This is a genomic window from Maritalea mobilis, assembly GCF_019800885.1.
Lineage (GTDB): Bacteria > Pseudomonadota > Alphaproteobacteria > Rhodobacterales > Rhodobacteraceae > Roseibacterium > Roseibacterium beibuensis.
Genome location: NZ_JAHVKE010000001.1, coordinates 735,554 through 756,322, shown reverse-complemented (window position 1 = coordinate 756,322; position 20,769 = coordinate 735,554). Strand labels below are relative to the sequence as shown.

General features: G+C 66.6%; 19 protein-coding genes. 10 read left to right on the top strand and 9 right to left on the bottom strand.

The window, feature by feature from the left end; all coding sequences use genetic code 11:
- Nucleotides 1-9 precede the first annotated feature (9 nt).
- Nucleotides 10-480 carry a hypothetical protein gene (locus KUV65_RS03740; RefSeq protein WP_222187666.1) on the bottom strand — a complete coding sequence of 157 codons (471 nt, stop codon included), beginning with the start codon at nucleotides 478-480 and terminating at the stop codon, nucleotides 10-12.
- Nucleotides 481-719: 239 nt separating this feature from the next.
- Between KUV65_RS03740 and KUV65_RS03735 the strand changes: the two genes are divergently transcribed.
- The 3 genes from KUV65_RS03735 to KUV65_RS03725 are packed head-to-tail and all read left to right on the top strand — an operon-like array spanning nucleotide 720 to nucleotide 3,711.
- Nucleotides 720-1,397, top strand: coding sequence for a DUF1007 family protein (locus KUV65_RS03735; protein WP_222187665.1), 678 nt, complete (start codon nucleotides 720-722; stop codon nucleotides 1,395-1,397).
- Nucleotides 1,385-2,296 (top strand): nickel/cobalt transporter, encoded by a 912-nt coding sequence (locus KUV65_RS03730; RefSeq protein WP_222187664.1) that lies wholly within the window; start codon nucleotides 1,385-1,387, stop codon nucleotides 2,294-2,296. Before KUV65_RS03735 ends, KUV65_RS03730 begins: the two co-directional genes overlap by 13 nt.
- Nucleotides 2,297-2,334: 38 nt before the next feature.
- Nucleotides 2,335-3,711: an MATE family efflux transporter gene (locus KUV65_RS03725; protein WP_222187663.1), complete on the top strand. Its 1,377-nt coding sequence runs from the start codon at nucleotides 2,335-2,337 to the stop codon at nucleotides 3,709-3,711.
- Between the two features lie 99 nt (nucleotides 3,712-3,810).
- Here the strand turns inward: KUV65_RS03725 and KUV65_RS03720 are convergent, their stop codons facing one another.
- Nucleotides 3,811-5,187: a M20/M25/M40 family metallo-hydrolase gene (locus tag KUV65_RS03720; protein ID WP_222187661.1), complete on the bottom strand. Its 1,377-nt coding sequence runs from the start codon at nucleotides 5,185-5,187 to the stop codon at nucleotides 3,811-3,813.
- Nucleotides 5,188-5,526: 339 nt separating this feature from the next.
- On the opposite strand from KUV65_RS03720, the gene hemA reads away from it, so the two are divergent.
- The 5 genes from hemA (at nucleotide 5,527) to KUV65_RS03695 (ending at nucleotide 11,588) form a co-directional block, all read left to right on the top strand.
- The gene (gene hemA / locus KUV65_RS03715) at nucleotides 5,527-6,750 is read left to right on the top strand and encodes a 5-aminolevulinate synthase (RefSeq protein WP_308124503.1); all 1,224 of its coding nucleotides are present in this window, start codon (nucleotides 5,527-5,529) and stop codon (nucleotides 6,748-6,750) included.
- Nucleotides 6,751-6,906: 156 nt separating this feature from the next.
- Nucleotides 6,907-8,160: a helix-turn-helix domain-containing protein gene (locus KUV65_RS03710; RefSeq protein ID WP_222187656.1), complete on the top strand. Its 1,254-nt coding sequence runs from the start codon at nucleotides 6,907-6,909 to the stop codon at nucleotides 8,158-8,160.
- A 122-nt stretch (nucleotides 8,161-8,282) separates the two neighbouring features.
- On the top strand, nucleotides 8,283-9,416 hold the full coding sequence (gene ispG, locus KUV65_RS03705) for a flavodoxin-dependent (E)-4-hydroxy-3-methylbut-2-enyl-diphosphate synthase (RefSeq protein WP_222187655.1): 1,134 nt from the start codon (nucleotides 8,283-8,285) through the stop codon (nucleotides 9,414-9,416).
- Between the two features lie 43 nt (nucleotides 9,417-9,459).
- Nucleotides 9,460-10,872, top strand: a complete 1,413-nt coding sequence (locus KUV65_RS03700) for an FAD-binding oxidoreductase (protein WP_222187652.1) — start codon at nucleotides 9,460-9,462, stop codon at nucleotides 10,870-10,872.
- Nucleotides 10,873-10,892: 20 nt separating this feature from the next.
- Nucleotides 10,893-11,588, top strand: coding sequence for a VIT1/CCC1 transporter family protein (locus tag KUV65_RS03695; RefSeq protein WP_222189595.1), 696 nt, complete (start codon nucleotides 10,893-10,895; stop codon nucleotides 11,586-11,588).
- Here the strand turns inward: KUV65_RS03695 and KUV65_RS03690 are convergent.
- The 4 genes from KUV65_RS03690 to KUV65_RS03675 are packed head-to-tail and all read right to left on the bottom strand — an operon-like array spanning nucleotide 11,585 to nucleotide 15,361.
- Entirely contained in the window at nucleotides 11,585-12,688 is a 1,104-nt protein-coding gene (locus KUV65_RS03690; RefSeq protein WP_222187644.1) for an N-acetylglucosamine-6-phosphate deacetylase, read from the bottom strand. The two genes, KUV65_RS03695 and KUV65_RS03690, sit on opposite strands and share 4 nt — an antisense overlap.
- Entirely contained in the window at nucleotides 12,685-13,527 is an 843-nt protein-coding gene (locus KUV65_RS03685; RefSeq protein ID WP_222187642.1) for a BadF/BadG/BcrA/BcrD ATPase family protein, read from the bottom strand. The genes KUV65_RS03690 and KUV65_RS03685 overlap by 4 nt, the downstream gene beginning before the upstream one ends.
- 9 nt (nucleotides 13,528-13,536) lie before the next feature.
- On the bottom strand, nucleotides 13,537-14,622 hold the full coding sequence (locus tag KUV65_RS03680; RefSeq protein ID WP_222187640.1) for a Gfo/Idh/MocA family protein: 1,086 nt from the start codon (nucleotides 14,620-14,622) through the stop codon (nucleotides 13,537-13,539).
- A 28-nt stretch (nucleotides 14,623-14,650) separates the two neighbouring features.
- Nucleotides 14,651-15,361 (bottom strand): GntR family transcriptional regulator, encoded by a 711-nt coding sequence (locus KUV65_RS03675; RefSeq protein WP_222187638.1) that lies wholly within the window; start codon nucleotides 15,359-15,361, stop codon nucleotides 14,651-14,653.
- A 113-nt stretch (nucleotides 15,362-15,474) separates the two neighbouring features.
- On the opposite strand from KUV65_RS03675, the gene KUV65_RS03670 reads away from it, so the two are divergent.
- Both KUV65_RS03670 and KUV65_RS03665 read left to right on the top strand, forming a co-directional pair.
- On the top strand, nucleotides 15,475-16,629 hold the full coding sequence (locus KUV65_RS03670) for an LLM class flavin-dependent oxidoreductase (protein WP_222187636.1): 1,155 nt from the start codon (nucleotides 15,475-15,477) through the stop codon (nucleotides 16,627-16,629).
- Nucleotides 16,629-17,519, top strand: a complete 891-nt coding sequence (locus KUV65_RS03665; protein WP_222187634.1) for an aldo/keto reductase — start codon at nucleotides 16,629-16,631, stop codon at nucleotides 17,517-17,519. Before KUV65_RS03670 ends, KUV65_RS03665 begins: the two co-directional genes overlap by 1 nt.
- Nucleotides 17,520-17,621: 102 nt before the next feature.
- Here KUV65_RS03665 and KUV65_RS03660 read toward each other — a convergent pair whose 3' ends face one another.
- From KUV65_RS03660 to KUV65_RS03650, 3 genes are read right to left on the bottom strand one after another with little or no spacing between them, the layout of a single operon-like run.
- Complete coding sequence (locus KUV65_RS03660) at nucleotides 17,622-18,698, bottom strand: ABC transporter ATP-binding protein (protein WP_222187632.1); 1,077 nt, start codon at nucleotides 18,696-18,698, stop codon at nucleotides 17,622-17,624.
- Nucleotides 18,699-19,751 carry a carbohydrate ABC transporter permease gene (locus KUV65_RS03655; RefSeq protein ID WP_222187630.1) on the bottom strand — a complete coding sequence of 351 codons (1,053 nt, stop codon included), beginning with the start codon at nucleotides 19,749-19,751 and terminating at the stop codon, nucleotides 18,699-18,701. It lies immediately after the preceding gene.
- Nucleotides 19,744-20,712, bottom strand: a complete 969-nt coding sequence (locus tag KUV65_RS03650; protein WP_222187629.1) for a carbohydrate ABC transporter permease — start codon at nucleotides 20,710-20,712, stop codon at nucleotides 19,744-19,746. The genes KUV65_RS03655 and KUV65_RS03650 overlap by 8 nt, the downstream gene beginning before the upstream one ends.
- Nucleotides 20,713-20,769: the final 57 nt, after the last annotated feature.

The following is a 20,769-nucleotide window of genomic DNA, read 5'->3' as shown; positions in this document are numbered from 1 at the left end:
GGCTTCGGATCAGTTCGTTTGGACCATGCCGTAATCGCTGTCGCCCGACAGGTTGAAGTAATAGTCGATGATCTCGTCGGGCACGATGTTCCGTTGGTAGGCCACGGAAGCGATCGCGTAGAGTTCGGCCGCTTCCTCGATGGTGATCGTGCCGTTCTGGATGCTTTCCAGCCCGGCCTCGAGCGCATTGATGATGTCCTGGTTCATCATCCCGTTCGCGGCCGCGAACAGGTCGGCGGCCTGTTCCTCGGTGACAAGCCCGGCCTCGTAAAGCGCTTCGAAATGGGACGAGTCGAAGCCGATGAAGCTGTCGTTGAGTTGGCGCGTCCGCAGTTCGGTGTCGATCCGCTGCGTCAGGTTTTCAATGCCACCCGTCACGACGGCGGTCGCGGCAATCGTCATGCCGACCACAGCCGCGCTCAGCACGGTATAGTCGACGGTGATCGCGCCGCCTTCGTCGTAGAGGAAATTTGAAAACATTTTTATCACGCAATTATCCCTTACAAAATCTTGCGACCAAAATCGGCTCTGAAAGAGGCAAAAATGTGGCAAACTGTATTGATTTCAGTCAACAATCCCCTGCTCGGGCGTGAACAGTAAAAGCACTTGGAAAAATTAATAGATCGTTAACGGGTCCGCATCGGCGTCCGGTTGCCGAACCGGGGTGCACGCCCCGCGTCGGCCTTGAACCCGGACCGGCAACACGGCACATGCGATCCATGATGTTCTCGCGGACCCTCGCTGGCTTCTCCTCCCTGGCCCTCAGCCTGCTGGTGTCCGGCATGGCGCTGGCGCACCCGCATGTCTTTATTGACGCGGGGCTGGTATTCAACCGCAACGCGGATGGACAGGTCACAGCGGTCGAGGTGACGTGGCGCTATGATGAACTCTATACCCTGATCCTTTTGCAGGATTTCGGGCTGGACCCGGATTTCGACGGCGTTCTGACCGAAAGCGAGATCGCGGAAACCCTGGGCTTCGACCTGAACTGGAACAGCGGGTTCGAGGGCGGGCTGGAGCTGTCGCGCGGCGGCTTGGAGTTGACGCTGGGCGCGCCCGAAGCAGTGTCGCTGACCCTGTTGCCCGAGGGCCAGATCGAAACCGTACATCGCAGGCCGGTGACCGGCGATCCCGGGGGCGCGGCGGACCTGGTTGCCGGGGTGTTCGACCCGGCCTTCTTCGTCGCGTTCGAGGCCACCCTGCCGAGTGCGGTCATGGACGAAACGGGCGAAGAGGCGCCCTGCGACGTTGTGCTTGTCCGCGCTGATCTGGACGCGGCCTATGCGGGCCTGGAGGCCGCGATCGCCGATATTGGTGGCGCAGTGGCCGCCGAGGACAACTTCCCGGCCGTGGGGGAGCTCTTCGCGGATCGGCTGGTGGTCACATGCGAAGGGTGATCGCAGTCGCCCTGCTGGCTGTGCTTGCTGTGCTGGCACTGCTCTACCTGACCGGCGGGGACAGGGTGATTGTCGCCTGGGCGACGGAGGGGCAACGCGCGGCGCAGAACGCGATGGCGCGCGCCTTGCGCGCCCTGCGGGCCGGAGAGCCGGGGGCCTTGGCCGCGCTTCTGGGCGTCTCCTTCGGCTATGGCTTCTTTCACGCTGTGGGGCCGGGGCATGGCAAGCTGTTGATCGGGGGCTACGGCGCGGCGCGGACGGTCGGGGCCTTGCGCCTGTCGGGCGTCGCCTTGGCCGCAAGCCTTGCGCAGGGGGGGACGGCCATCCTCCTGGTCGGCACCGGGCTCTGGCTGGTGGGCTGGACGCGGGACCGGATGACGGAGTTGGCCGAGCGCCTGTTCGATCCGCTGAGTTTCGCCGCGATTGCCTTGGTCGGGCTGTGGCTGGCCGCGCGGGGGCTGCGCGCATTGCGGCGCGGCGTGGCGCCGACGCATCACCAAGACCACGCACATTCAGGCGAGGGTGCCGTCTGCGCGACCTGCGGCCATGCCCATGCGCCGGACCCGGCCGCCGTGGCCGCCGCCACCTCCTGGCGCGAGGTGGCCGCCCTGATCGGGGCGGTGGCGCTGCGGCCCTGCACGGGGGCGTTGTTCCTGCTGATCCTGACCGCGCAGATGGGCATTTTTGCGCTTGGCGTGGCCGGCGTGGTGGCCATGGCGCTCGGAACGGCCTCGGTGACCATCGCGGTGGCCGTCGCGGCGGTCTGGGCGCGGCGCGGCGTGGTCGGCGGGCTGAGCGGCGGCGCGGGGCGCTTGGCGCAGATCCAGCCGGGGATCGAGATCGCAGTGGGCCTGATCATCGCATGGATCGCGGGCAGCCTCGCGCTTGCGGCTCTCTGAGCCTTGCCCCGGCGAAGGGGCGGGCATAAAGCCGATCCATGACCTTCGCCGAGCATATCAAGCGGACCCTCGTCCTTGGCCTGCCCCTGATCGGCGGGCAATTGGCGCAGGTGGCCATCGGGCTGACCGATACGGTCATGATGGGCTGGTACGGGGTCGAGGAACTGGCCGCCGTGGCGCTGGGGTCGTCCTTCTTTCACATGCTGCTGATCCTTGGCATGGGATTCGGATTGGCCGTGATGCCGATGGTGGCCTCGGCCGCATCGAACGAGGATGCGCGGCAGGTACGGCGGGTCACGCGCATGGGGCTTTGGATCGCGATCCTGTTCTCGATCCTGGCGCTGCCGGTTTTCTGGTTCTCGGGTCCGATCCTGCTGGGGCTTGGGCAGGAAGCCGACCTGTCGGCCCTGGCCCAGACCTATCTGCGGGTCGCCGGGCTTGCGATCGGGCCGGCGGTGCTGATCACGGTGCTGCGCAGCCACCTGTCGGCGCTGGAGCGGCCGCGCGTGGTGCTGTGGGCCTGGCTTGCCGGGGTGGTTCTGAACATCGCGATGAACTGGGTGCTGATCTTCGGCAACCTCGGCGCACCGGAGCTGGGCGTGCTGGGGGCGGCCATCGCCTCACTCGGGACGCATCTGCTGATCCTGCTGGTTCTGGCAGTTTACGCGGCCCGCGCACGGGGGCTGGCGGAATACACGCTCTTCGCGCGGTTCTGGCGTCCCGATTGGGAGGCCTTCGCTTCGGTCTTCAAGCTGGGCTGGCCCATCGCCCTGACGCTTCTGAGCGAGTCGGGCCTGTTCATCGCGACCATGGTCATGATGGGCTGGATCGACACCGAGCATCTGGCCGCGCATGGCATCGCGCTCCAGATCACCTCGGTCACTTTCATGGTGCATATCGGGTTGAGCTCGGCTGCGACGGTGCGCGCCGGGCGGGCCTGGGGCACCCGCGATGCCGAGGCCTTGCGGATGGCGGCCTGGGCGGCCCTGGCCTTGTCGGGCCTGATGGTGGCCGCGACGGTGCTGCTGTTCGTCAGCGTGCCGGAAGAGATGATGGCGCTGTTCATCGATCCCGACGATCCGCTGCGGCCCGCGATCATCGCGCTGGGGGCGCAACTGCTGTTGGTGGCGGCGCTCTTTCAGCTTGTGGACGCGGCGCAGGTGATGGCCTTGGGGCTGTTGCGCGGGGTTCAGGATACGCGGGTGCCGATGATCTACGCGGTGATCAGCTACTGGGTGATCGGCATCCCCTGCGCCTGGGCGCTGGGGTTTCCGGCAGGTCTGGGCGGTGTCGGGATCTGGCTGGGCCTGACCATCGGGCTGATCGTGGCGGGCGTTCTGATGATGACGCGGTTCTGGCGCGGGGCTGGGCGTGTCGTGGCGGCGCAACCGATCACGCCCGCGCCCCGCGTCTGAGGTGTTTCGCCCTGCGCTGCGCGCCGGGCGACCGGGGCGAGAGGGGCTGTCTGCCCCTCTCGCGCTCTCCCCGAGCATATTTCGGGGATAAAGAAGGGATCAGGACGCGAAACCGCCAAGGATGCGTGCCCAGCTCCGCGTGCCGCGGTGGAAACTGTCGAGGTCGTATTTCTCGTTCGGGGAATGGATCTGGTCGTCACCCTTGCCGAACCCGGCCAAGAGCGCATCCATCTCAAGCACCGACTTGAAATAGCCCGCGACCGGGATCGAGCCGCCGCCGCCGATGAAGGCCGCTTCGCCCGGCCATTCGGCGCTGAGCGCCTGGCGCGCCATTTCGAAGGCCGGGTGCGAGATATCCATCCGCGAGGCGGGCGAGGCGCCGTGGCCTTCGAAGGACACGTGGCAATCCAGCGGCATTTGCTGGATCACCCAGTCGCGGAAGCTTTCGCGCAGGACATGGGGGTCCTGGCCCGCGACGAGGCGGAAGCTGACCTTGGCATGGGCCTGCGAAGGCAGGACCGTCTTGAAGCCCGCGCCGGTATAGCCGCCCCAGATGCCGTTGATCTCGGCGGTCGGACGCGACCAGATCATTTCCAGCCCGGTGCGGTCGTCCTCGCCCGCCGGATGGGTCAGCCCCACCGAACCGAGGAAGCGTTCGGCGTCAAACCCGAGATTGTTCCATTGTTCCTTCAACTCGGGCGACAGCTCGGCCACGCCGTCGTAGAACCCCGGCACCTGCACATGGCCATGGGCGTCGTGGAGGTTGGCGAGCACGCGGGTCAGCACCCGGATCGGGTTCATCGCGATCCCGCCGAAGAGGCCCGAATGCAGATCCTTGTCCGGGCCGGTGACGGTGATCTCCTCGCCCAGAAGGCCGCGCAACTGGGTCACGATGCCGGGCACGCCCTCGGCATACAGGCCGGTGTCGCAGATCAGCGCGATCTCGGCCTTCAGTTCCTCGGCATTGGCCTTGAGGAAGGGCACGAGCGAGGGCGAGCCGGATTCTTCCTCGCCTTCGAGGAAGATGGTGATGCGGGCGGGCAGGGTGCCAGTCTCGGCCTTCCAGGCGCGGCAGGCCTCGATGAAGGTCATGAGTTGGCCCTTATCATCCGAGGCGCCGCGCGCGCGGATGACCTTGCGGCCGTCCTTGTCCTCGATCGCCGGATCGAACGGGTCGCGCGACCAAAGCTCCAGCGGGTCGACGGGCTGCACGTCATAATGGCCGTAGAACAGGATGTGACGCCCGTCCTCGGGGCCGCCATGGGCCACGACCATCGGGTGCCCGTCGGTCGGGCGGACCGAAGCGTCGAAGCCGAGATCCGACAGTTCCCTGGCCAGCCAGTCGGCGGCGCGGGCGACATCGGCGGAATAGGCCGGATCGGTCGAGATCGAGGGGATGCGCAACAGGTCGAACAGCCGCCCGGTGGCGGCGTCGAGATCGGAATCGATGCGGGAAAGAACGGCGTCCATGGACATGATAGGGCCTCGTGCTCGTGAAGGGATGTGGGCAGCCGGACTGCCCGATGATCGGCGCGAGACTACGCCGCCTGACGGCACTGTCCAGCCAAAGGCGACCGGGGCGGTGGGCGGCGTGGGTGCCAAACGCGACATGCGGTCTCAGCAACCCGGATGCTCATCCGTTGGTTGACTCAGGTCAATGTTCACAGCGCGTCGATTTGTAACTTGGCCCTGCTGGCCGTGCCGTCCTATGTGGGACGGCGAACAGGACGAAACGCTGTCCGATATATCAAGAGCCAGCGTCTTTTTGGGGCCGCCCGCGCGAACTGGGTGGCTCATCCGGAAGGGAGACCGCCAGTGGATTACGACCGCGCGCTTGCCGCAGCCATCGACCGCCTTCACGAAGAAGGCCGTTATCGCACCTTCATCGATATCGAGCGCCGCAAGGGGCAGTTTCCCAACGCTGTCTGGAAAAAGCCCGATGGCACCGAGCAGGACATCACCGTCTGGTGCGGCAACGACTATCTCGGCATGGGGCAGCACCCGGTTGTTCTGGGCGCCATGCACGATGCGCTGGATGCAACGGGCGCAGGCTCGGGCGGGACGCGGAACATCTCGGGCACCACGGTCTATCACAAGGCACTGGAAGAGGAACTGGCCGACCTGCACGGCAAGGAGGCCGCTCTGGTCTTCACCTCGGCCTATATCGCAAATGACGCGACGCTCTCGACGCTGCCGCGCCTGTTCCCCGGCCTGATCATCTATTCCGACGAGTTGAACCATGCCTCGATGATCGAGGGCATCCGCCGCAATGGGGGCGCGAAGCGGATCTTCCGTCATAACGACCTCGCCCATCTGCGCGAGTTGCTGGAGGCCGACGACCCGGCCGCGCCGAAGCTGATCGCGTTCGAATCGGTCTATTCCATGGATGGCGATTTCGGCCCGATCGAAGCGCTGGTGGAATTGGCCGAGGAATTCGGCGCGCTGACCTATCTCGACGAAGTGCACGCGGTCGGCATGTACGGCCCGCGCGGCGGTGGCGTCAGCGAACAGCTGGGCATCGCGCATCGCGTGGACATCATCAACGGCACGCTGGGTAAGGCCTTTGGCGTGATGGGGGGCTATATCGCGGCCTCGGCCCGCATGTGCGACGCCGTGCGCTCCTACGCGCCGGGGTTCATCTTCACCACCTCGATCCCGCCGGCGGTCGCCGCGGGGGCGGCGGCCTCGGTTCGTCATCTCAAGACCGACCAGGCGCTGCGCGATCTGCAACAGGAGCGCGCCGCGGTGCTGAAACTGCGCCTGAAAGGCCTTGGCCTGCCGATCATCGACCACGGCTCGCACATCGTGCCCGTGATCGTGGGCGACCCGGTGCACACGAAAAAGATCTCCGACATGCTGCTGAGCGAGTTCGGGATCTACGTCCAGCCGATCAACTTCCCCACCGTCCCGCGCGGGACGGAGCGCCTGCGTTTCACGCCGTCGCCGGTGCATGATCCGAAGATGATGGATGCACTTGTGCACGCGATGGATGCGCTCTGGAGCCATTGTGCGCTGAATCGCGCCGAACTGGCCGGGTAGCGCTTTCTGCTGGTGCAACACCCCTTGGACCCATGCTAAACCCAACCTGTCGCGCGGCGAGTCTAGGGAATCGCCGCGCTTTGGGGTAACATCTGGATAAAGCTACAGGGCATACCGCGATATGTGGTATGTCAGGGCGTAAACGGGGCAGGCCGCATGGGCCAGGATAACGGTCAGTATTGGGACGAGGATACCGAGGGCACGAACATGCCCTACGGTGACGATCCGTCAACGGCCGAGCCTGCAAGCCCCGATTTCGAGAATTACGATCTGAGCGATGTCTCTCTGGGCGACCTGATGCGGGGCGAACGGGCCACGCTGGGCAAGTCGCTTCTGGACGTGGAGCGCGAATTGCGCATCCGCGCGACCTATATCGCGGCCATCGAGAACGGGGACGTGGGCGCGTTCCAATCGCCGGGCTTCATCGCCGGCTATGTCCGCTCCTACGCGCGCTACCTGCAGATGGACCCGGAATGGACCTTCCGCCGCTTCTGCGACGAGACCGGCTTCCGCGGGGTTCACGGCTTCTCAGCCAAGCAAGCAGCCGAAGCGCGCCGCAGTACGCCGGACGTGCCGCGCCGGGTGGACCCGAACGAGGTCATGGCGCGTGCGCCGATCGGCTTCGCGCCGATGCGCGACTCGGTCCTCAGCCGGGTCGAACCGGGGGCGCTTGGCTCTTTCGCTGTGCTGATCGTCCTGGCGCTTGGCATCGGCTACGGCGCGTGGGCCGTGTTGAACGATATCCAGCGCCTGCAGATCGCGCCGGTGGACGATGCCCCCGCGCCCCTGGCGCAGCTCGACCCGCTTGCCGGGGCGACCGAAGGCGCGTTCGATGTCGAGCAGGGTTTCGACATTGCCGTGCCCGAGCCCGAGAGCATTGGCCGGCTGTATCGTCCGCAACCGCTGGAAGCGCCCGTCATCGCGCCGCGCAACGAGGCTTTGGCCACGCTCGACCCCGACGAGGTGGGCACCCTGACCGGGCTGCGCGCCAATCCCGAGCTTGAGGGCACGGAGTTCGCCGTTGCCGCGCCGGATCGCGAGCAGGCCGCAACCGGGACGGTTCAGGTGACTGAGACCGGATCGGACGAGGTGTTGCTGTTCGCCGTGCGCCCGACTTGGATTCGCGTGACCTCGCCCTCTGGCACGACGCTGTTCGAAGGCACGCTGAACGCGGGCGACAGTTATGCGTTGCCCGAAACCGATGGCGCGCCGCTGTTGCGGTCGGGCAATGCGGGCTCGCTCTATTTCGCGGTGAATGGCGTGACGCTCGGCCCGGCCGGGGTCGGCGCGTCCATCGTGCGCGATGTGGAATTGTCGGCGGATGCGATCAGCAGCAATTATGCGATGGCCGATGCCAATGCCGACCCGGACCTGCCCGAGGTCGCCGAACTTGTCCTTGGCGGGCAGTGATCGGGCGCGCCTGACCGGATCATTCCGCCGCATCCCCTCGTTTGACGCCGCTCTGGCGTTGTCGCCCCGCGCCGACAGGTCTATCCTGCGCGCCAAACGGATCCGAGCGCAAAGGCCCTGACATGTCGCACAATCCCGTCCGCCCCTGGCGCGATATCGAGCGCCGCAAAAGCCGCAAGATCTATGTCGGCAACGTGCCCGTCGGCGGCGACGCGCCGATCAGCGTGCAGACCATGACCAACACACTGACCACGGACGTGAAGGCCACGGTCGAACAGATCCAGCGCTGCGCCGAGGCCGGGGCCGACATCGTGCGCGTCTCGGTGCCGGATGCCGAAAGCGGCAAGGCGATGAAGGAAATCGTGCGCGAAAGCCCCGTGCCGCTCGTGGCCGATATCCATTTTCACTACAAGCGCGCGATCGAGGCCGCCGAGGCCGGCGCGGGGTGCCTGCGCATCAACCCGGGCAATATCGGCGACGAGAAGCGCGTGAAGGAGGTCATCAAGGCCGCCCGCGATCATGGCTGTTCGATCCGCATCGGCGTGAATGCCGGCAGCCTCGAAAAGCACCTGCTGGAAAAATACGGTGAGCCGTGCCCCGACGCGATGGTCGAAAGCGGCATGGATCACATCAAGATCCTTGAAGACAACGAGTTCCTGAACTTCAAGATCTCGATGAAGGCCTCGGACATCTTCATGACCGCCGCGGCCTACCAGCAATTGAGCGAACAGACGGATGCGCCCTTTCACATGGGCATCACCGAGGCGGGCGGCTTTGTCGGCGGCACGGTGAAATCGGCCATCGGGCTGGGCAGCCTGCTTTGGATGGGGATCGGCGACACGATGCGCGTCAGCCTGTCCGCGGATCCGGTGGAAGAGGTGCGGATCGGCTTCGAGATCCTGAAATCGCTGGGGCTGCGCCATCGCGGCGTCAACATCATCTCCTGCCCATCCTGCGCGCGGCAGGGGTTCGACGTCATCAAGACGGTCGAGACGCTGGAAAAGCGGCTGGAACACATCAAGACGCCGATGAGCCTTTCGATCATCGGCTGCGTGGTGAACGGGCCGGGCGAGGCGCTGATGACGGATGTGGGCTTCACCGGCGGCGGGGCCGGATCCGGCATGGTCTATCTGGCCGGCAAGCAGAGCCACAAGATGTCGAACGACCAGATGATCGACCACATCGTCGAGCAGGTCGAGAAGAAGGCCGAGGAACTGGAAGCGGCCCGCGCGGCCGAGACGCAGGCCGCCGAGTAACGGCGCGTCAGCCCTCCACGAGACCACGAAAGAAGGATTGGCCATGGCCCTGATCGTCGATCTGCCACGGAACGAAAGCGGTATCGCCACCGCGCTGGATGTCCTGCGCCAGAAACTGGGCGAGGCCCGGGTCGAGACCGGGCAGGCGTTGCGCGAACAGCATGGCCACACGACCACGTGGCTGCGCAATCAGCCCCCCGACGCCGTGATCTTTCCGCAAAGCACCGAGGAAGTGCAGGAGATCGTCCGGGTCTGCGCCGAATACCACGTTCCGATCATCCCCTTCGGCACCGGCACCTCGCTTGAAGGGCATGTGAACGCCCCTGCGGGGGGCGTGACGCTGGACATGTCGCGCATGGATCGCATCGTGGCGGTGCATCCCGAGGATATGGACGTGGTCATTCAGCCCGGCGTGACCCGAAAGGCGCTGAACACCCATCTGCGCGACACGGGGCTGTTCTTTCCGGTCGATCCCGGCGCGGATGCCTCGCTTGGCGGGATGGCGGCCACCAGCGCCAGCGGCACCAACGCCGTGCGCTACGGCACGATGAAGGACAACGTGCTGGCGCTGACCGCCGTGCTGCCCTCGGGCGAGGTGGTCAAGACGGCTTCGCGCGCCCGCAAGACCAGCGCGGGCTATGACCTGACGCGGCTGATCGTCGGCTCCGAAGGAACCTTGGGGATCATCACCGAGATGACCCTCCGTTTGCAGGGCATCCCCGAAGCGGTCTCGGCCGCGACCTGCTCCTTCCCAAGCGTGAAGGACGCCTGCGACGCGGTGATCGCCACCATCCAATACGGCCTGCCCGTCGCCCGTATCGAGTTGCTGGACGCGCTGACGGTCAAGGGCGTGAACGCCTATTCCAAGCTCAGTCTGCCGGAAACGCCGCTTCTGCTGCTGGAATTCCATGGCACTGAAGGCGGCGTCGCGGAACAGGCCGAGGTCTTTGGCGAGATCGCGGGCGAGGCCGGGGGGACAGGCTTCTCCTTCACTACGCGCGAGGAAGAGCGCAACCGCCTGTGGCAGGCCCGTCATGACGCCTATTGGGCCTCGCTCGGGCTGCGGCCCGGGGCCAAGGGGATCTCGACCGATGTTTGCGTGCCGGTCAGTCGGTTGGCCGATTGCGTTGCAGCGGCGCAGGACAAGGCCGCCGAGATGGGCTTCGTCGCGCCGGTCGTGGGCCATGTGGGCGACGGGAATTTCCATGTCCTGCTCTTGATCGATGTCGATAATAGCCAGGAGATCGCCGCCGCCGAGAACTACATCGGCTGGCTCAACGAGTTGGCGATCTCGATGGATGGCACCTGCACCGGCGAACACGGCATCGGCCAGGGCAAGGCGGGGTATCTCGAAGCGGAGTTGGGCGCGGGCGCGATGGAGATGATGGCGGCGATCAAGCGGGCGGTCGACCCGCTCAATATTTTCAACCCCGGCAAGATGCGGTTGCCAAACTGATGCGCCCGAACGGACACGGCATTCCCTCGGCCCATGACGAGCCGCATCTTTCGGGGCGTTCCGGCTGGCTGCGCGCGGCTGTCATGGGGGCCAATGACGGCATCCTGTCGACGGCCTCGCTGCTGGTCGGGGTCGCGGCCGGGTCGGGTGACAAGGTGACGGTGCTTCTGGCCGGGATTGCCGGGATGAGCGCGGGCGCGCTCAGCATGGCGGCGGGTGAATATGTCTCGGTCTCCAGCCAGGCGGATGTGGAACGTGCCGATGTCGCTCGGGAACTGGCCGAGCTGGAGGCCAATCCGCAGGGTGAGTTGGACGAGTTGACCGCGATCTACGAACAGCGCGGGCTGTCGCCGGATCTTGCCCGACAGGTGGCGCAGGAACTGACCGAAAAGGACGCGCTTGGCGCGCATCTGCGCGACGAGATCGGGTTGACCGACCTGTCCCCGCCGCAGCCGGTGCAGGCCGCCGTCGTCTCGGCCCTGACCTTTGCCGCGGGGGCCGCGATTCCCTTGGCCGTCGCCATTCTCGCGCCGCTCGAGGCGGTGAAATACACCGTGGCCACCGCGACGCTGCTGGCGCTGGCGTTGCTGGGTGCGCTCGGGGCGCAGGCGGGGGGCGCACCGCGCCTTCCGGCGGCGATGCGCGTGGTCTTCTGGGGCGTCGCGGCGATGCTGGTGACCGGCGGGATCGGGGCCCTGGTTGGGCAGGCGCTTTAGGACTGTGCCGGCAGGGCGCGCCAGTCCTTGGCGTCCAGAACCGACAGATTGCCTTTTTCCAGTTTCAGCAGATGGGCCGGTGCGCCTTCGGTGATCCGGTTCGGGGTGCCGAACAGCAGCCGATGGGGCCGGTCGAAGCCCATGGGCAACACCTCCTGCCATGGCAGATCCATCACCTGCCGGATATGGCGCAGCCCCTCGACCAGGCTGAGGTCGGCGCCCGCCAATGTGCCGTCCTCCAGCGTCAGGCGACCGGCCTTGCGCGTGATCGCGCGGCCGTTGAGGGCGAAGCCTGTCCGGTCGGTGCCCGCCACGGCCATCGCGTCCGAGACCGGGATCGCGGCCTCGGGCCGGGCGCGCAGGGCGAGGCGCAGGGCCGCCTCATGCACATGGTGGCCGTCAGCGATCAGGCCGAACCACGCGGCCCGGTCCAGCGCCGCGCCGACAAGACCCGGCTGGCGGTGATTCAGCCCCGACATCGCGTTGAACAGATGCGTGACCATGCGCGCCCCGGCCTCCAGCGCGGCGCAGGCCGTGTCGTAGTCGCAATCGGAATGGCCAAGCGCCACGATGACGCCGCCCTCGGACAGCCGCGCAATCTGTTGCGGGTTGGCGCGTTCGGGGGCGAGCGTGATCATCAGAACGCCGACGCGCGCCTTCGCGGCAAGATAGCGGTCGACATCCGCGTCGGTCAGGTCGCGCAGCTGCCCCGGGTCATGCGCCCCGGCAATGGCGAGATGCGGCCCTTCCAGGTGCAGGCCCAGGATGCCGGGATCAGCCGCTTTCGCTGCCGAGATCAGCGAGATCGCCCGGGAGATCGCCTGCGGCGTGTCGGAGATGAGCGTGGGCAGGATCGCCCCGGTGCCGAGGTGGCGATGGGCGGCGAGGATCTCCAGCACGTCGCCGGGCGCTTCGCACTCGCCCAGCATCCGCCCCGCGCCGCCATTGACCTGCAGATCGAGCGGGGCGGGGCAGAGAAGCGGCGCGTCCTCGCGCGCCTTGCCCTTGCGCAGCGCCGCGATGCGCCCGCCCTTGATCTCGATCTCCATGCCCCGGTGCAGGCCGGTGCCATCGAGGATGTCGACCGAGACGAGTTTCATGGCAGCGCCCGGGCGAGGCGGAGCGCGCCGTCCAGCGGGCGCCCGGCAGCGGGGCGGCAGGCCTTGGTCAGCTCGTCGGGGAGAAGCGGCGCGAGCAACTCGCCCAAGCCCCCCACCAGAACCAGAGGCTCCCCCGGGTGATGACCCACATCCTCAAGGCCTTCCCTCAGCGCGGCCAGCGTGTCGGCGATGAGGCCCTGCGCCATCGGGGTTTCCTTGTGGCGCAGCACCAGCCGGGCCAGTTGCGCGAAATCGCCGGGACCGGCGTCGCGGGCGAAGAGAACCGGGTGGGGCGGCGTCGCCTCGATCAACGCGTCGGCGAGGGGGTCTTCGGGCAGGCGACCGTCCTTTACGTGCAGGGCACGCGACAGCGCGCGGCGCCCCAGCCACGCGGCCGACCCCTCGTCACCGAGGCGAAAGCCCCAGCCGCCGATATGGCGGGTTTCACCCTGCGCCTTGCGGATGAAGAAGGAGCCGGTGCCAAGGCTGGCCAGGGTGCCGTCGGCCCCGTCCAGCGCGCCTTCCATGGCGGTCACCGAGTCGTCCACGACATAGGCAAGGAAGGGCAGGCGGGTCGCGAACCTGTCGGCCGCACCGGGCAAGCGCCCCCCGGCAAGGCCCGCACAAATCCGCGCCCGGGGAAGGTCGGACCACCCCAGGCCGACCGCGCCAAGCGCCTCGACCAATGCCTCGCGGATCGCGGCCTCGGCCCCGGCGGGATCGGTCACGATATTGGCCGGGCCGCCCCGTGTCTCGATCGGTGCGCCGCCCGCAATCGACAGGGCGACGCGGCAGCCCGTGCCCCCACCGTCGATGCCGATATCGATCCGCTCGTCCATGCCATCCTTTCAGTCCAGCGCCACGGCCTGCCCGGTCCGGGCCGATTCCTGCGCGGCAAGGCCCATTTTGACCGCCCACGCGCCGTCGTCCAGCGTCACCTCGGGGCGGCGGCCGTGACGGATCGCCTCCAGAAAGCGCTGGTGCTGGTAGTAGGTCGCGCCGTTATGGTCCCCCGCATCGAGCAGTTGGCGGTCAACCGGGATCTCGATCTCGCGCGGGCCTGTGGGATTGCGCGGGCTGACGATGACGCGCGGGATGGGGGCAGGGCCGATATCGTGGTTCCAGAAGCGGGTGGGACCGGGCACCTTGGCCTCGATCTTGCCCTCGGGGCCGATGGCGGAAATGTCTTCCTGGTATTCCGAGCCCTCGGCAAACATGGACAGTTCCAGCATGGCCCGCGCGCCGCGCGCGAAGTCCACGATGACATAGCCGTGGTCCCAGATGTCGGGCACCGCGCCGTCATAACTCTCGTCGAGGTGGTTCACGGCCTGACCGGCGCTGGACATGACGCGCACCGGGTCATCATTCAGGATGACGCGCATCAGGTCGAAGAAATGGCAGCATTTCTCGACCAGCGTGCCGCCGGTGTTGTGGTTGAACCGGTTCCAGTCCCCCACCTTCTTCAGGAAGGGAAAGCGGTGTTCGCGGATCGTCAGCATGCGGATGCCGCCCGTGGCCGCATCCGCCATCTCGCGGAACCGGGCGACGGGGGGCATGTAGCGATATTCCATCGCCACCCAGATCGGCGCGGGGAAGTTGCGCGCCAGTTTCGCAAGGTGCGGCGCGTCCTCGGCCCGGGTGAAAACGGGTTTCTCGACCAGCACGGGCAGGGGGCGTGTCGCCGCGACCTCCTGCAACTGTCCGATATGGCGGTGGTTGGGCGAGGCGATAACCAGCGCATCCACGTCGTTGCGGTTCAGAAGCGCGGGCAGGTCGCTGGCCCGCGTGGCCCCCGGCACCAGCGCGCGGGTGAACAGCGCCTGCTCCTCGTCGGGTTCGACGAAGGCGCTGACCTCGGCCTCCGCCAGAAGGGCGATGTTGCGGATATGCTCCCGTCCCATCATCCCGCATCCCAGGATGCCATATCGTGTCATGCGCCGTGTCCTCCCCTGCAGCGCGGTGTCATGGAATGCGCGCGACGTAGCGCGCGCGGGCCGGATCGAACCAGCTTTGCGAATACTCGATGGGCTGGCCGTCCTGGTCGAAGCTGAGACGGGCGACAAGGCCCATGGGCTGGCCCGCGGGCAGGCCGATTTCGGGCGCGGCCCAGTCCGGCAGCGGCTCGACGCCCACGCGGTCCTCGGCCCGGATGACGGTGAAGCCCAGCTTCTCGGCATAGGTCTTGTACAGCGACTCCGACAGTATCGACGGGGCAAGCCGTGGCGCATGGCGCGGGTCGAGCCAGATCTCCTCGGCCGAGGCGGGCGTGCCGTCGAGCGCGCGGATGCGCCGAATGCGCCAGGCCCAGTTGGCCGCGCCGATATCGGGCAGGTCGCCGGGTTTCGACATCCCGTCGAGCGAGATGACACGCGCCGTGGGCAGGCCGCCGCCCTCGATCCTTTCCAATCGAAAGAAGGCGTAGATGCCCCGGTCGCGTGGGCCGCCGAGAACGTAATTGCCCGACCCGTGCCGCCGCTCGATCAGCCCGCGTTCGGTCACGACGGCCAGCGCCTTGCGCAGCGTGACCGGGGACACGCCATAGCCGTCCGCCATCTGCCGCTCGGGCGGCAGGCGGTCGCCCGGGGCCATGCGCCCGGTGCCGATCTCGATGGTCAGGTGTTCTGCGATGCGCAGATAGGCGGGCAGGGCGCCCGGCTCTGCGTGCGGCGGCATGGCCATGCTCCTCCTCCCCGAAGCGGTGGCGCGAGTCAAATTGTTATACCATTGATCTACACGTGGCGGGCCTGCTACGCAAAGGGTGAATTCGAGGCAGGGAGGAGCCCAGAATGACCGTTGTCCCCGTCACATCCGCCGATCTCGACGCCGCCGAGGTGTCGTGGTTCGCCGCACTCTGTTCCGATGATTACGAATATCTCGGCGTGCCCGACGGGCGGCTCAGATCCAGCTGGGCGCATTGCTCGTCCATCCTGAAGGAGGCCGAGGCGCAGGGGTTTCGCAACATCCTGTGCCCCTCCAGCTACCAGGTGGGCCAGGACACGCTCAGCTTCGTGGCCGCGGGCAGTCAGGTGACCGAGACAATCAACATGCTGGCCGCCGTGCGCTGCGGAGAGATGCAGCCGATCATGCTGGCGCGCACCATCGCGACGCTCGACCACATGCTGGAAGGGCGGCTGACGGTGAACATCATTTCGTCCGACTTTCCGGGCGAGAAGGCCGACAGCGCGTTCCGCTACCAGCGCTCGCGCGAGGTTGTGGAAATCCTGAAACAGGCCTGGACGCGGGACGAGATCAACTTCGCAGGTCAAGTCTATGATTTCAAAGGCCTGACGACCGATCCGGCCAAGCCGTATCAGACCGGCGGCCCCTTGTTGTATTTCGGGGGATATTCGCCCGACGCGCTGGAACTGTGCGGCGAGCATTGCGATGTCTACCTGATGTGGCCCGAGCCCAAGGAGCAGATCGCCGCGCGCATGAAAGCGGTGAACGCCGTGGCCGAACGCTACGGGCGAACGCTGGATTACGGGCTGCGCGTGCATGTGATCGTGCGCGACACCGAGGCCGAGGCGCGCGAGTATGCGGACCACCTGACCTCGAAGCTGGACGACGAGTTGGGGCAGTTGATCCGGGAACGCGCCCATGATTCCGGATCGCTTGGCGTCAGTCACCAGGCCCGCGCGCGGGAACTGGCCGACCAGTTCGGCTATGTCGAGCCGCATCTTTGGACCGGGATCGGGCGCGCGCGCTCGGGCTGTGGTGCGGCGCTTGTGGGCTCCGCCGACCAGGTGCTGTCGGAGATCGAGGCCTACAGGAAGATGGGCATTCGCGCCTTCATCTTCTCGGGCTACCCGCACCTGGACGAATGCCGCCAGTTCGGGCGATTGGTCTTGCCGGAATTGAAAACCTGTTCGCTGCCCGAAGTATATGGCCGGATGCCAGAGGGCCTACCGAACACACCGCTTGGCGCAGGGGAGAGACGCTGATGGACCGGATCGCAGTTGGACCGCTGGAGATGTCGAGCATCGTCTATGGCATGTGGCGGCTTGGGGATGACGCGGACACCTCGCCCGCGCATGTGCAGGCCAAGGTCGAAGCCTGCCTTGCACAAGGCATCACCACGATGGACCAGGCCGACATCTACGGCGATTACGGCGCCGAGCAGCTGCTTGGGGCGGCCTTCCGCGCGGCACCTGACCTGCGCGACCGCGTCGAACTGGTGACGAAATGCGATATCGTGGCGCCTGCCGGGTATCATGCGGACAAGCGGGTGAAGTATTACGACACCTCGGCGGGGTATATCACCGCATCGGTCGAGCGGTCGCTGAGAGAGATGGCGACGGACCGGGTGGACCTTTTGCTGATCCACCGGCCCGACCCGCTGATGGACCACGAGGAAACGGGCCGCGCTTTGGATGGCCTCGTCGCCTCGGGCAAGGTGCGCGCGGTGGGCGTGTCGAATTTCCGCCCCTGGGATTGGAAGCTGCTGCAATCGGCGATGCGCGAGCCGCTGGTCACGAACCAGATCGAGATGAGCGTGCTGCACATTGATCCGTTTACCAATGGGGACCTGGCCTTCCATCAGCAGGCGGGGGTGCCGCTGATGGCGTGGTCGCCGCTGGCCGGGGGGCGGCTGTTCGCGGGGGAGGGCGCTGTCGTTCGCGCGGTGCTGGAGCGGATCGGCGCGGAGCAGGGTGTCGACGCGGCGGCTGTTGCGGTGGCATGGCTCTTGCGACATCCGGCCAAGATCCTGCCGGTGATGGGCACCAACAGCCTGGACCGGATCGCGGGGCTGTCGGACGCCTTGAAGGTCACGCTGGACCGGCAGGACTGGTTCGAGATCTACACCGCCGCGCTTGGGCACGAGGTGCCGTAGGGGGGCTGCGCGGCCTGCGTGCCCCCGTCCGGGGGCCTTGTCCGCGCATCGGGGGCGCTGCCCCCGGACCCCCGGAGTTTTTCGGCCAAGATGAAGGGGGCCTCAGGCGCGCAGGGTGAGGCCGGTTTCCGTATCGAACAGGTGCATCGCGGTGGACTTCGCGGTGAGGGTGACCTTGTCGCCGGGGCGGATGGTCGTTTGGCCGGGATTGTGCACGGTGACCGGGGTTCCGTTCTGGAACGTGCCGTAGAGGTAGCTTTCCGAGCCGAGCTGTTCCACCGCGCCGACATGGGCATGCAACGCGCCGTCGGGGTCGGGCTGAAGCTCGGTCGGGCGCAGGCCGAGGGTGACCGCCTGGCCGGGGGCTTGGGTGAACCGCCCCTCGGGCAGGTCGATCGTGTCGCCGGTGTCGAGGATCAGCCGGCTGCGGTTGTCCGCGTCCGTGCGGCCCTGCAGGAAGTTCATCTTGGGGCTGCCGATGAACCCGGCCACGAACAGGTTCGCGGGGGTGTTGAACAGGTCGAGCGGGCGGCCGAACTGTTCCAACTCGCCCAGGCGCAGGACGGCGATCTTGTCGGCCATGGTCATCGCCTCGACCTGGTCATGGGTGACGTAGACCATCGTGTTGCCAAGCCGCTTGTGCAGCGCCGCGATCTCGCCGCGCATGTCGACGCGCAACTCGGCATCGAGGTTCGAGAGCGGCTCGTCGAAGAGGAAGATGTTGGGTTCGCGCACCACGGCGCGGCCGATGGCGACGCGCTGGCGCTGCCCGCCGGACAGGTCCTTGGGGCGGCGGTCGAGCAGCATGTCGATCTGGAGCATCTTGGCGACCGCCTCGACCTTCTCGCGGATCTGGGGTTTGGGCGTCTGGATGTTTTCCAGCCCGAACGAGAGGTTCTGGCGCACGGTCATGTGCGGATAGAGCGCGTAGGACTGGAACACCATGGCCAGCCCCCGGTCGGCGGCGGGGATGGCGTTGACGACCTCCTCCCCGATGGCGACCTCGCCAGCGGTGATGCTTTCCAACCCCGCGATCATCCGAAGCAGGGTGGATTTCCCGCAGCCCGAGGGGCCGACGAAGACGCAGAACTCGCCATGGTCGACGGTCAGGTCGATGCCCTTGATGACCTCGACCGAGCCGTAGGATTTGCGCACCCCGCGCAGGTCCAGCTTTGCCACTTACTTGCCCCCCGTCGATGCGATCCCGGTTGCGATGTATTTCTGCAGGAACATGAAGACGCAGGCGATGGGCAGAAGCGTCAGCACCGTCATCGCCAGAAGCGAGGACCAATCTGTCTGAAGCTCTCCCTGGAAGGAGTTGAGCGCGAGTTGCAGGGTGAAATTCTCCGATTGGGTGAGCACGATCAGCGGCCAGAGGAAATCGTTCCAACGCCACATGATGGCGAGGATGGCCAGCACCGCGATGGCGGGCGCCGAAAGCGGAAGGATGATGCGCCAGTAGATCTTCCATTCCGAGGCCTTGTCCATGCGCGCGGCATCGAGGATCTCGTCGGGGATGGTCAGCATGTACTGACGCAGCAGAAAGACGCCCGTGGGCGTGGCCGCGCCGGGGATGATCACGCCCCAGAGGGAGTTGAACAGGCCCAGTTCGGTGACGATCAGGAACAGCGGGACCAGCACGACCGTCTGCGGGATCATCAGGGTCGAGATGACGAGGAGGAGCACGGTGGTGCGGCCCCGAAACTCGTATTTCGACAGCGCGAAGGCGGCCATGGAGTTGACCAGCAGCATCAGCGCGGTGGCCATGATGGTGATGAAGGTCGAGTTCCAGAAATAGCGCAGGAAGGAGAAGCGCTCGAAGAGGTCGGTGTAGTTCTCGGTCGCCAGCGCGATGCGGTCCACCGGCTCGCGCTGGTCGATGGTGACGCGCAGGCGTTCGGTGGGGTTTTCCGGGTCGATCATCTGCGCTTGCAGGCCCACGCGGCGCAACTGTGCCAGGACCTGCCCCTCGTATTCCCCGCCGGTCATCAGGAACAGGGGCAGGGGGTCGTCATAGCCGTCCACCATCACGGTTTCCTGCTGGTAGGGCAGGAAGGTGGGGGGATAGCGTTGCAGGTCGGCCTCGGTCTTGAAGGACGACATGACCAGCCAGACGACGGGGCCGAACATCAGGAAGATGCCCAGCGTCAGGTAGGCGTAGCTGGCCCAGTCGGTCCAGTGCAGCCGTGCGCCGCCGCGCGTGTTCGTCAGGAAGGCCCAGACCCTAGCCATCGACATTCCTCCGGTTGAGCCACAGTTGCACGAGCGTCAGCAGGATCAGCACCAGCGCCACGAGCAGCGAGGCCGCGGCGGCAAGGCCGAAGAGGCGCGGCGCCCCGGCAAAGCCGCGTTCGTAGATATACTGGATGATGAAGGTCGTCGCCGTGCCCGGGCCGCCGCCGGTAAACGCATAGACCTCGTCGAAGGTTTGCACGCCCTTGATGAGGGCCAGCACGAGTACAACCAGCATGGTGGGCGCCAGCAGCGGCAGGGTGATCCGCGTCAGGCTGCGCCAGGGGCTGGCGCGATCCATGATCGCGGCCTCGTAGACGTCGCGGGGGATCGCTTGCAGCCCGGCCAGCAGGATCAGCGTGTAGAACCCCATATGCGCCCAGACCGAGATGAAGACCGACCATGCGAAGGCCCACCCGGCGTCCACCAGCCAGTTGATGCCACCCGCGCCGGTCCAGTCGAGAAAGGCATTCAGCACGCCCTCGCGTTGCAGGATCCACTTCCAGATCAAGGCGACGACGACGGGTGACAGAAGGACGGGAAAGAAGAAAACGGCCCGGAAGAAGCCGCGCGCGCGGATGTCGCGGTTCAGGATCAGCGCGGTCAGCAGCGAGAAGCCGACCATGAAGCCGACCTGAAGCGTCACGAACCAGGTGGTGTTCCACACCGCGCGCCAGAACTTGTCCTCGCGGCAGGAGTTGGGGTCGAAATGGTTGGTGCAATCGGTCAGTTGCACGAAATTGCGCAGGCCGACATCGGGGCGGTCGGCCAGAAGCACGTTGTCGCCGCCCGTGGTGGCATAACTGAAATTCAGGATGACGGGCAGGAAGGCGAAAAGGCCGAACAGCACCAGGTTCGGCGCAAGGAACACCCAGGCCAGTTTGTTCATGCCCAGAAGGCGCTGAAGCGCCAGCATGGGGATCTCGACGATCCGCATCAGCGGAGAGATGAGGCTGAGCATCGGGTCGTGACCGTTAGGGCAGGTCCCCGCACCCCGAGAGGGCGGGGACCGAACCTG

What these genes read in the sequence shown, in the direction of transcription:
- KUV65_RS03655 (WP_222187630.1), bottom strand. Translation starts at nt 19,751, where the DNA reads ATGGCTAGGGTCTGGGCCTTCCTGACGAACACGCGCGGCGGCGCACGG.
- ispG (WP_222187655.1), top strand. Translation starts at nt 8,283, where the DNA reads ATGTCGCACAATCCCGTCCGCCCCTGGCGCGATATCGAGCGCCGCAAA.
- KUV65_RS03730 (WP_222187664.1), top strand. Translation starts at nt 1,385, where the DNA reads ATGCGAAGGGTGATCGCAGTCGCCCTGCTGGCTGTGCTTGCTGTGCTG.
- KUV65_RS03680 (WP_222187640.1), bottom strand. Translation starts at nt 14,622, where the DNA reads ATGACACGATATGGCATCCTGGGATGCGGGATGATGGGACGGGAGCAT.
- KUV65_RS03720 (WP_222187661.1), bottom strand. Translation starts at nt 5,187, where the DNA reads ATGTCCATGGACGCCGTTCTTTCCCGCATCGATTCCGATCTCGACGCC.
- KUV65_RS03670 (WP_222187636.1), top strand. Translation starts at nt 15,475, where the DNA reads ATGACCGTTGTCCCCGTCACATCCGCCGATCTCGACGCCGCCGAGGTG.
- KUV65_RS03650 (WP_222187629.1), bottom strand. Translation starts at nt 20,712, where the DNA reads ATGCTCAGCCTCATCTCTCCGCTGATGCGGATCGTCGAGATCCCCATG.
- KUV65_RS03700 (WP_222187652.1), top strand. Translation starts at nt 9,460, where the DNA reads ATGGCCCTGATCGTCGATCTGCCACGGAACGAAAGCGGTATCGCCACC.
- KUV65_RS03675 (WP_222187638.1), bottom strand. Translation starts at nt 15,361, where the DNA reads ATGCCGCCGCACGCAGAGCCGGGCGCCCTGCCCGCCTATCTGCGCATC.
- KUV65_RS03725 (WP_222187663.1), top strand. Translation starts at nt 2,335, where the DNA reads ATGACCTTCGCCGAGCATATCAAGCGGACCCTCGTCCTTGGCCTGCCC.
- KUV65_RS03710 (WP_222187656.1), top strand. Translation starts at nt 6,907, where the DNA reads ATGGGCCAGGATAACGGTCAGTATTGGGACGAGGATACCGAGGGCACG.
- KUV65_RS03740 (WP_222187666.1), bottom strand. Translation starts at nt 480, where the DNA reads ATGTTTTCAAATTTCCTCTACGACGAAGGCGGCGCGATCACCGTCGAC.
- KUV65_RS03685 (WP_222187642.1), bottom strand. Translation starts at nt 13,527, where the DNA reads ATGGACGAGCGGATCGATATCGGCATCGACGGTGGGGGCACGGGCTGC.
- KUV65_RS03690 (WP_222187644.1), bottom strand. Translation starts at nt 12,688, where the DNA reads ATGAAACTCGTCTCGGTCGACATCCTCGATGGCACCGGCCTGCACCGG.
- KUV65_RS03735 (WP_222187665.1), top strand. Translation starts at nt 720, where the DNA reads ATGATGTTCTCGCGGACCCTCGCTGGCTTCTCCTCCCTGGCCCTCAGC.
- KUV65_RS03665 (WP_222187634.1), top strand. Translation starts at nt 16,629, where the DNA reads ATGGACCGGATCGCAGTTGGACCGCTGGAGATGTCGAGCATCGTCTAT.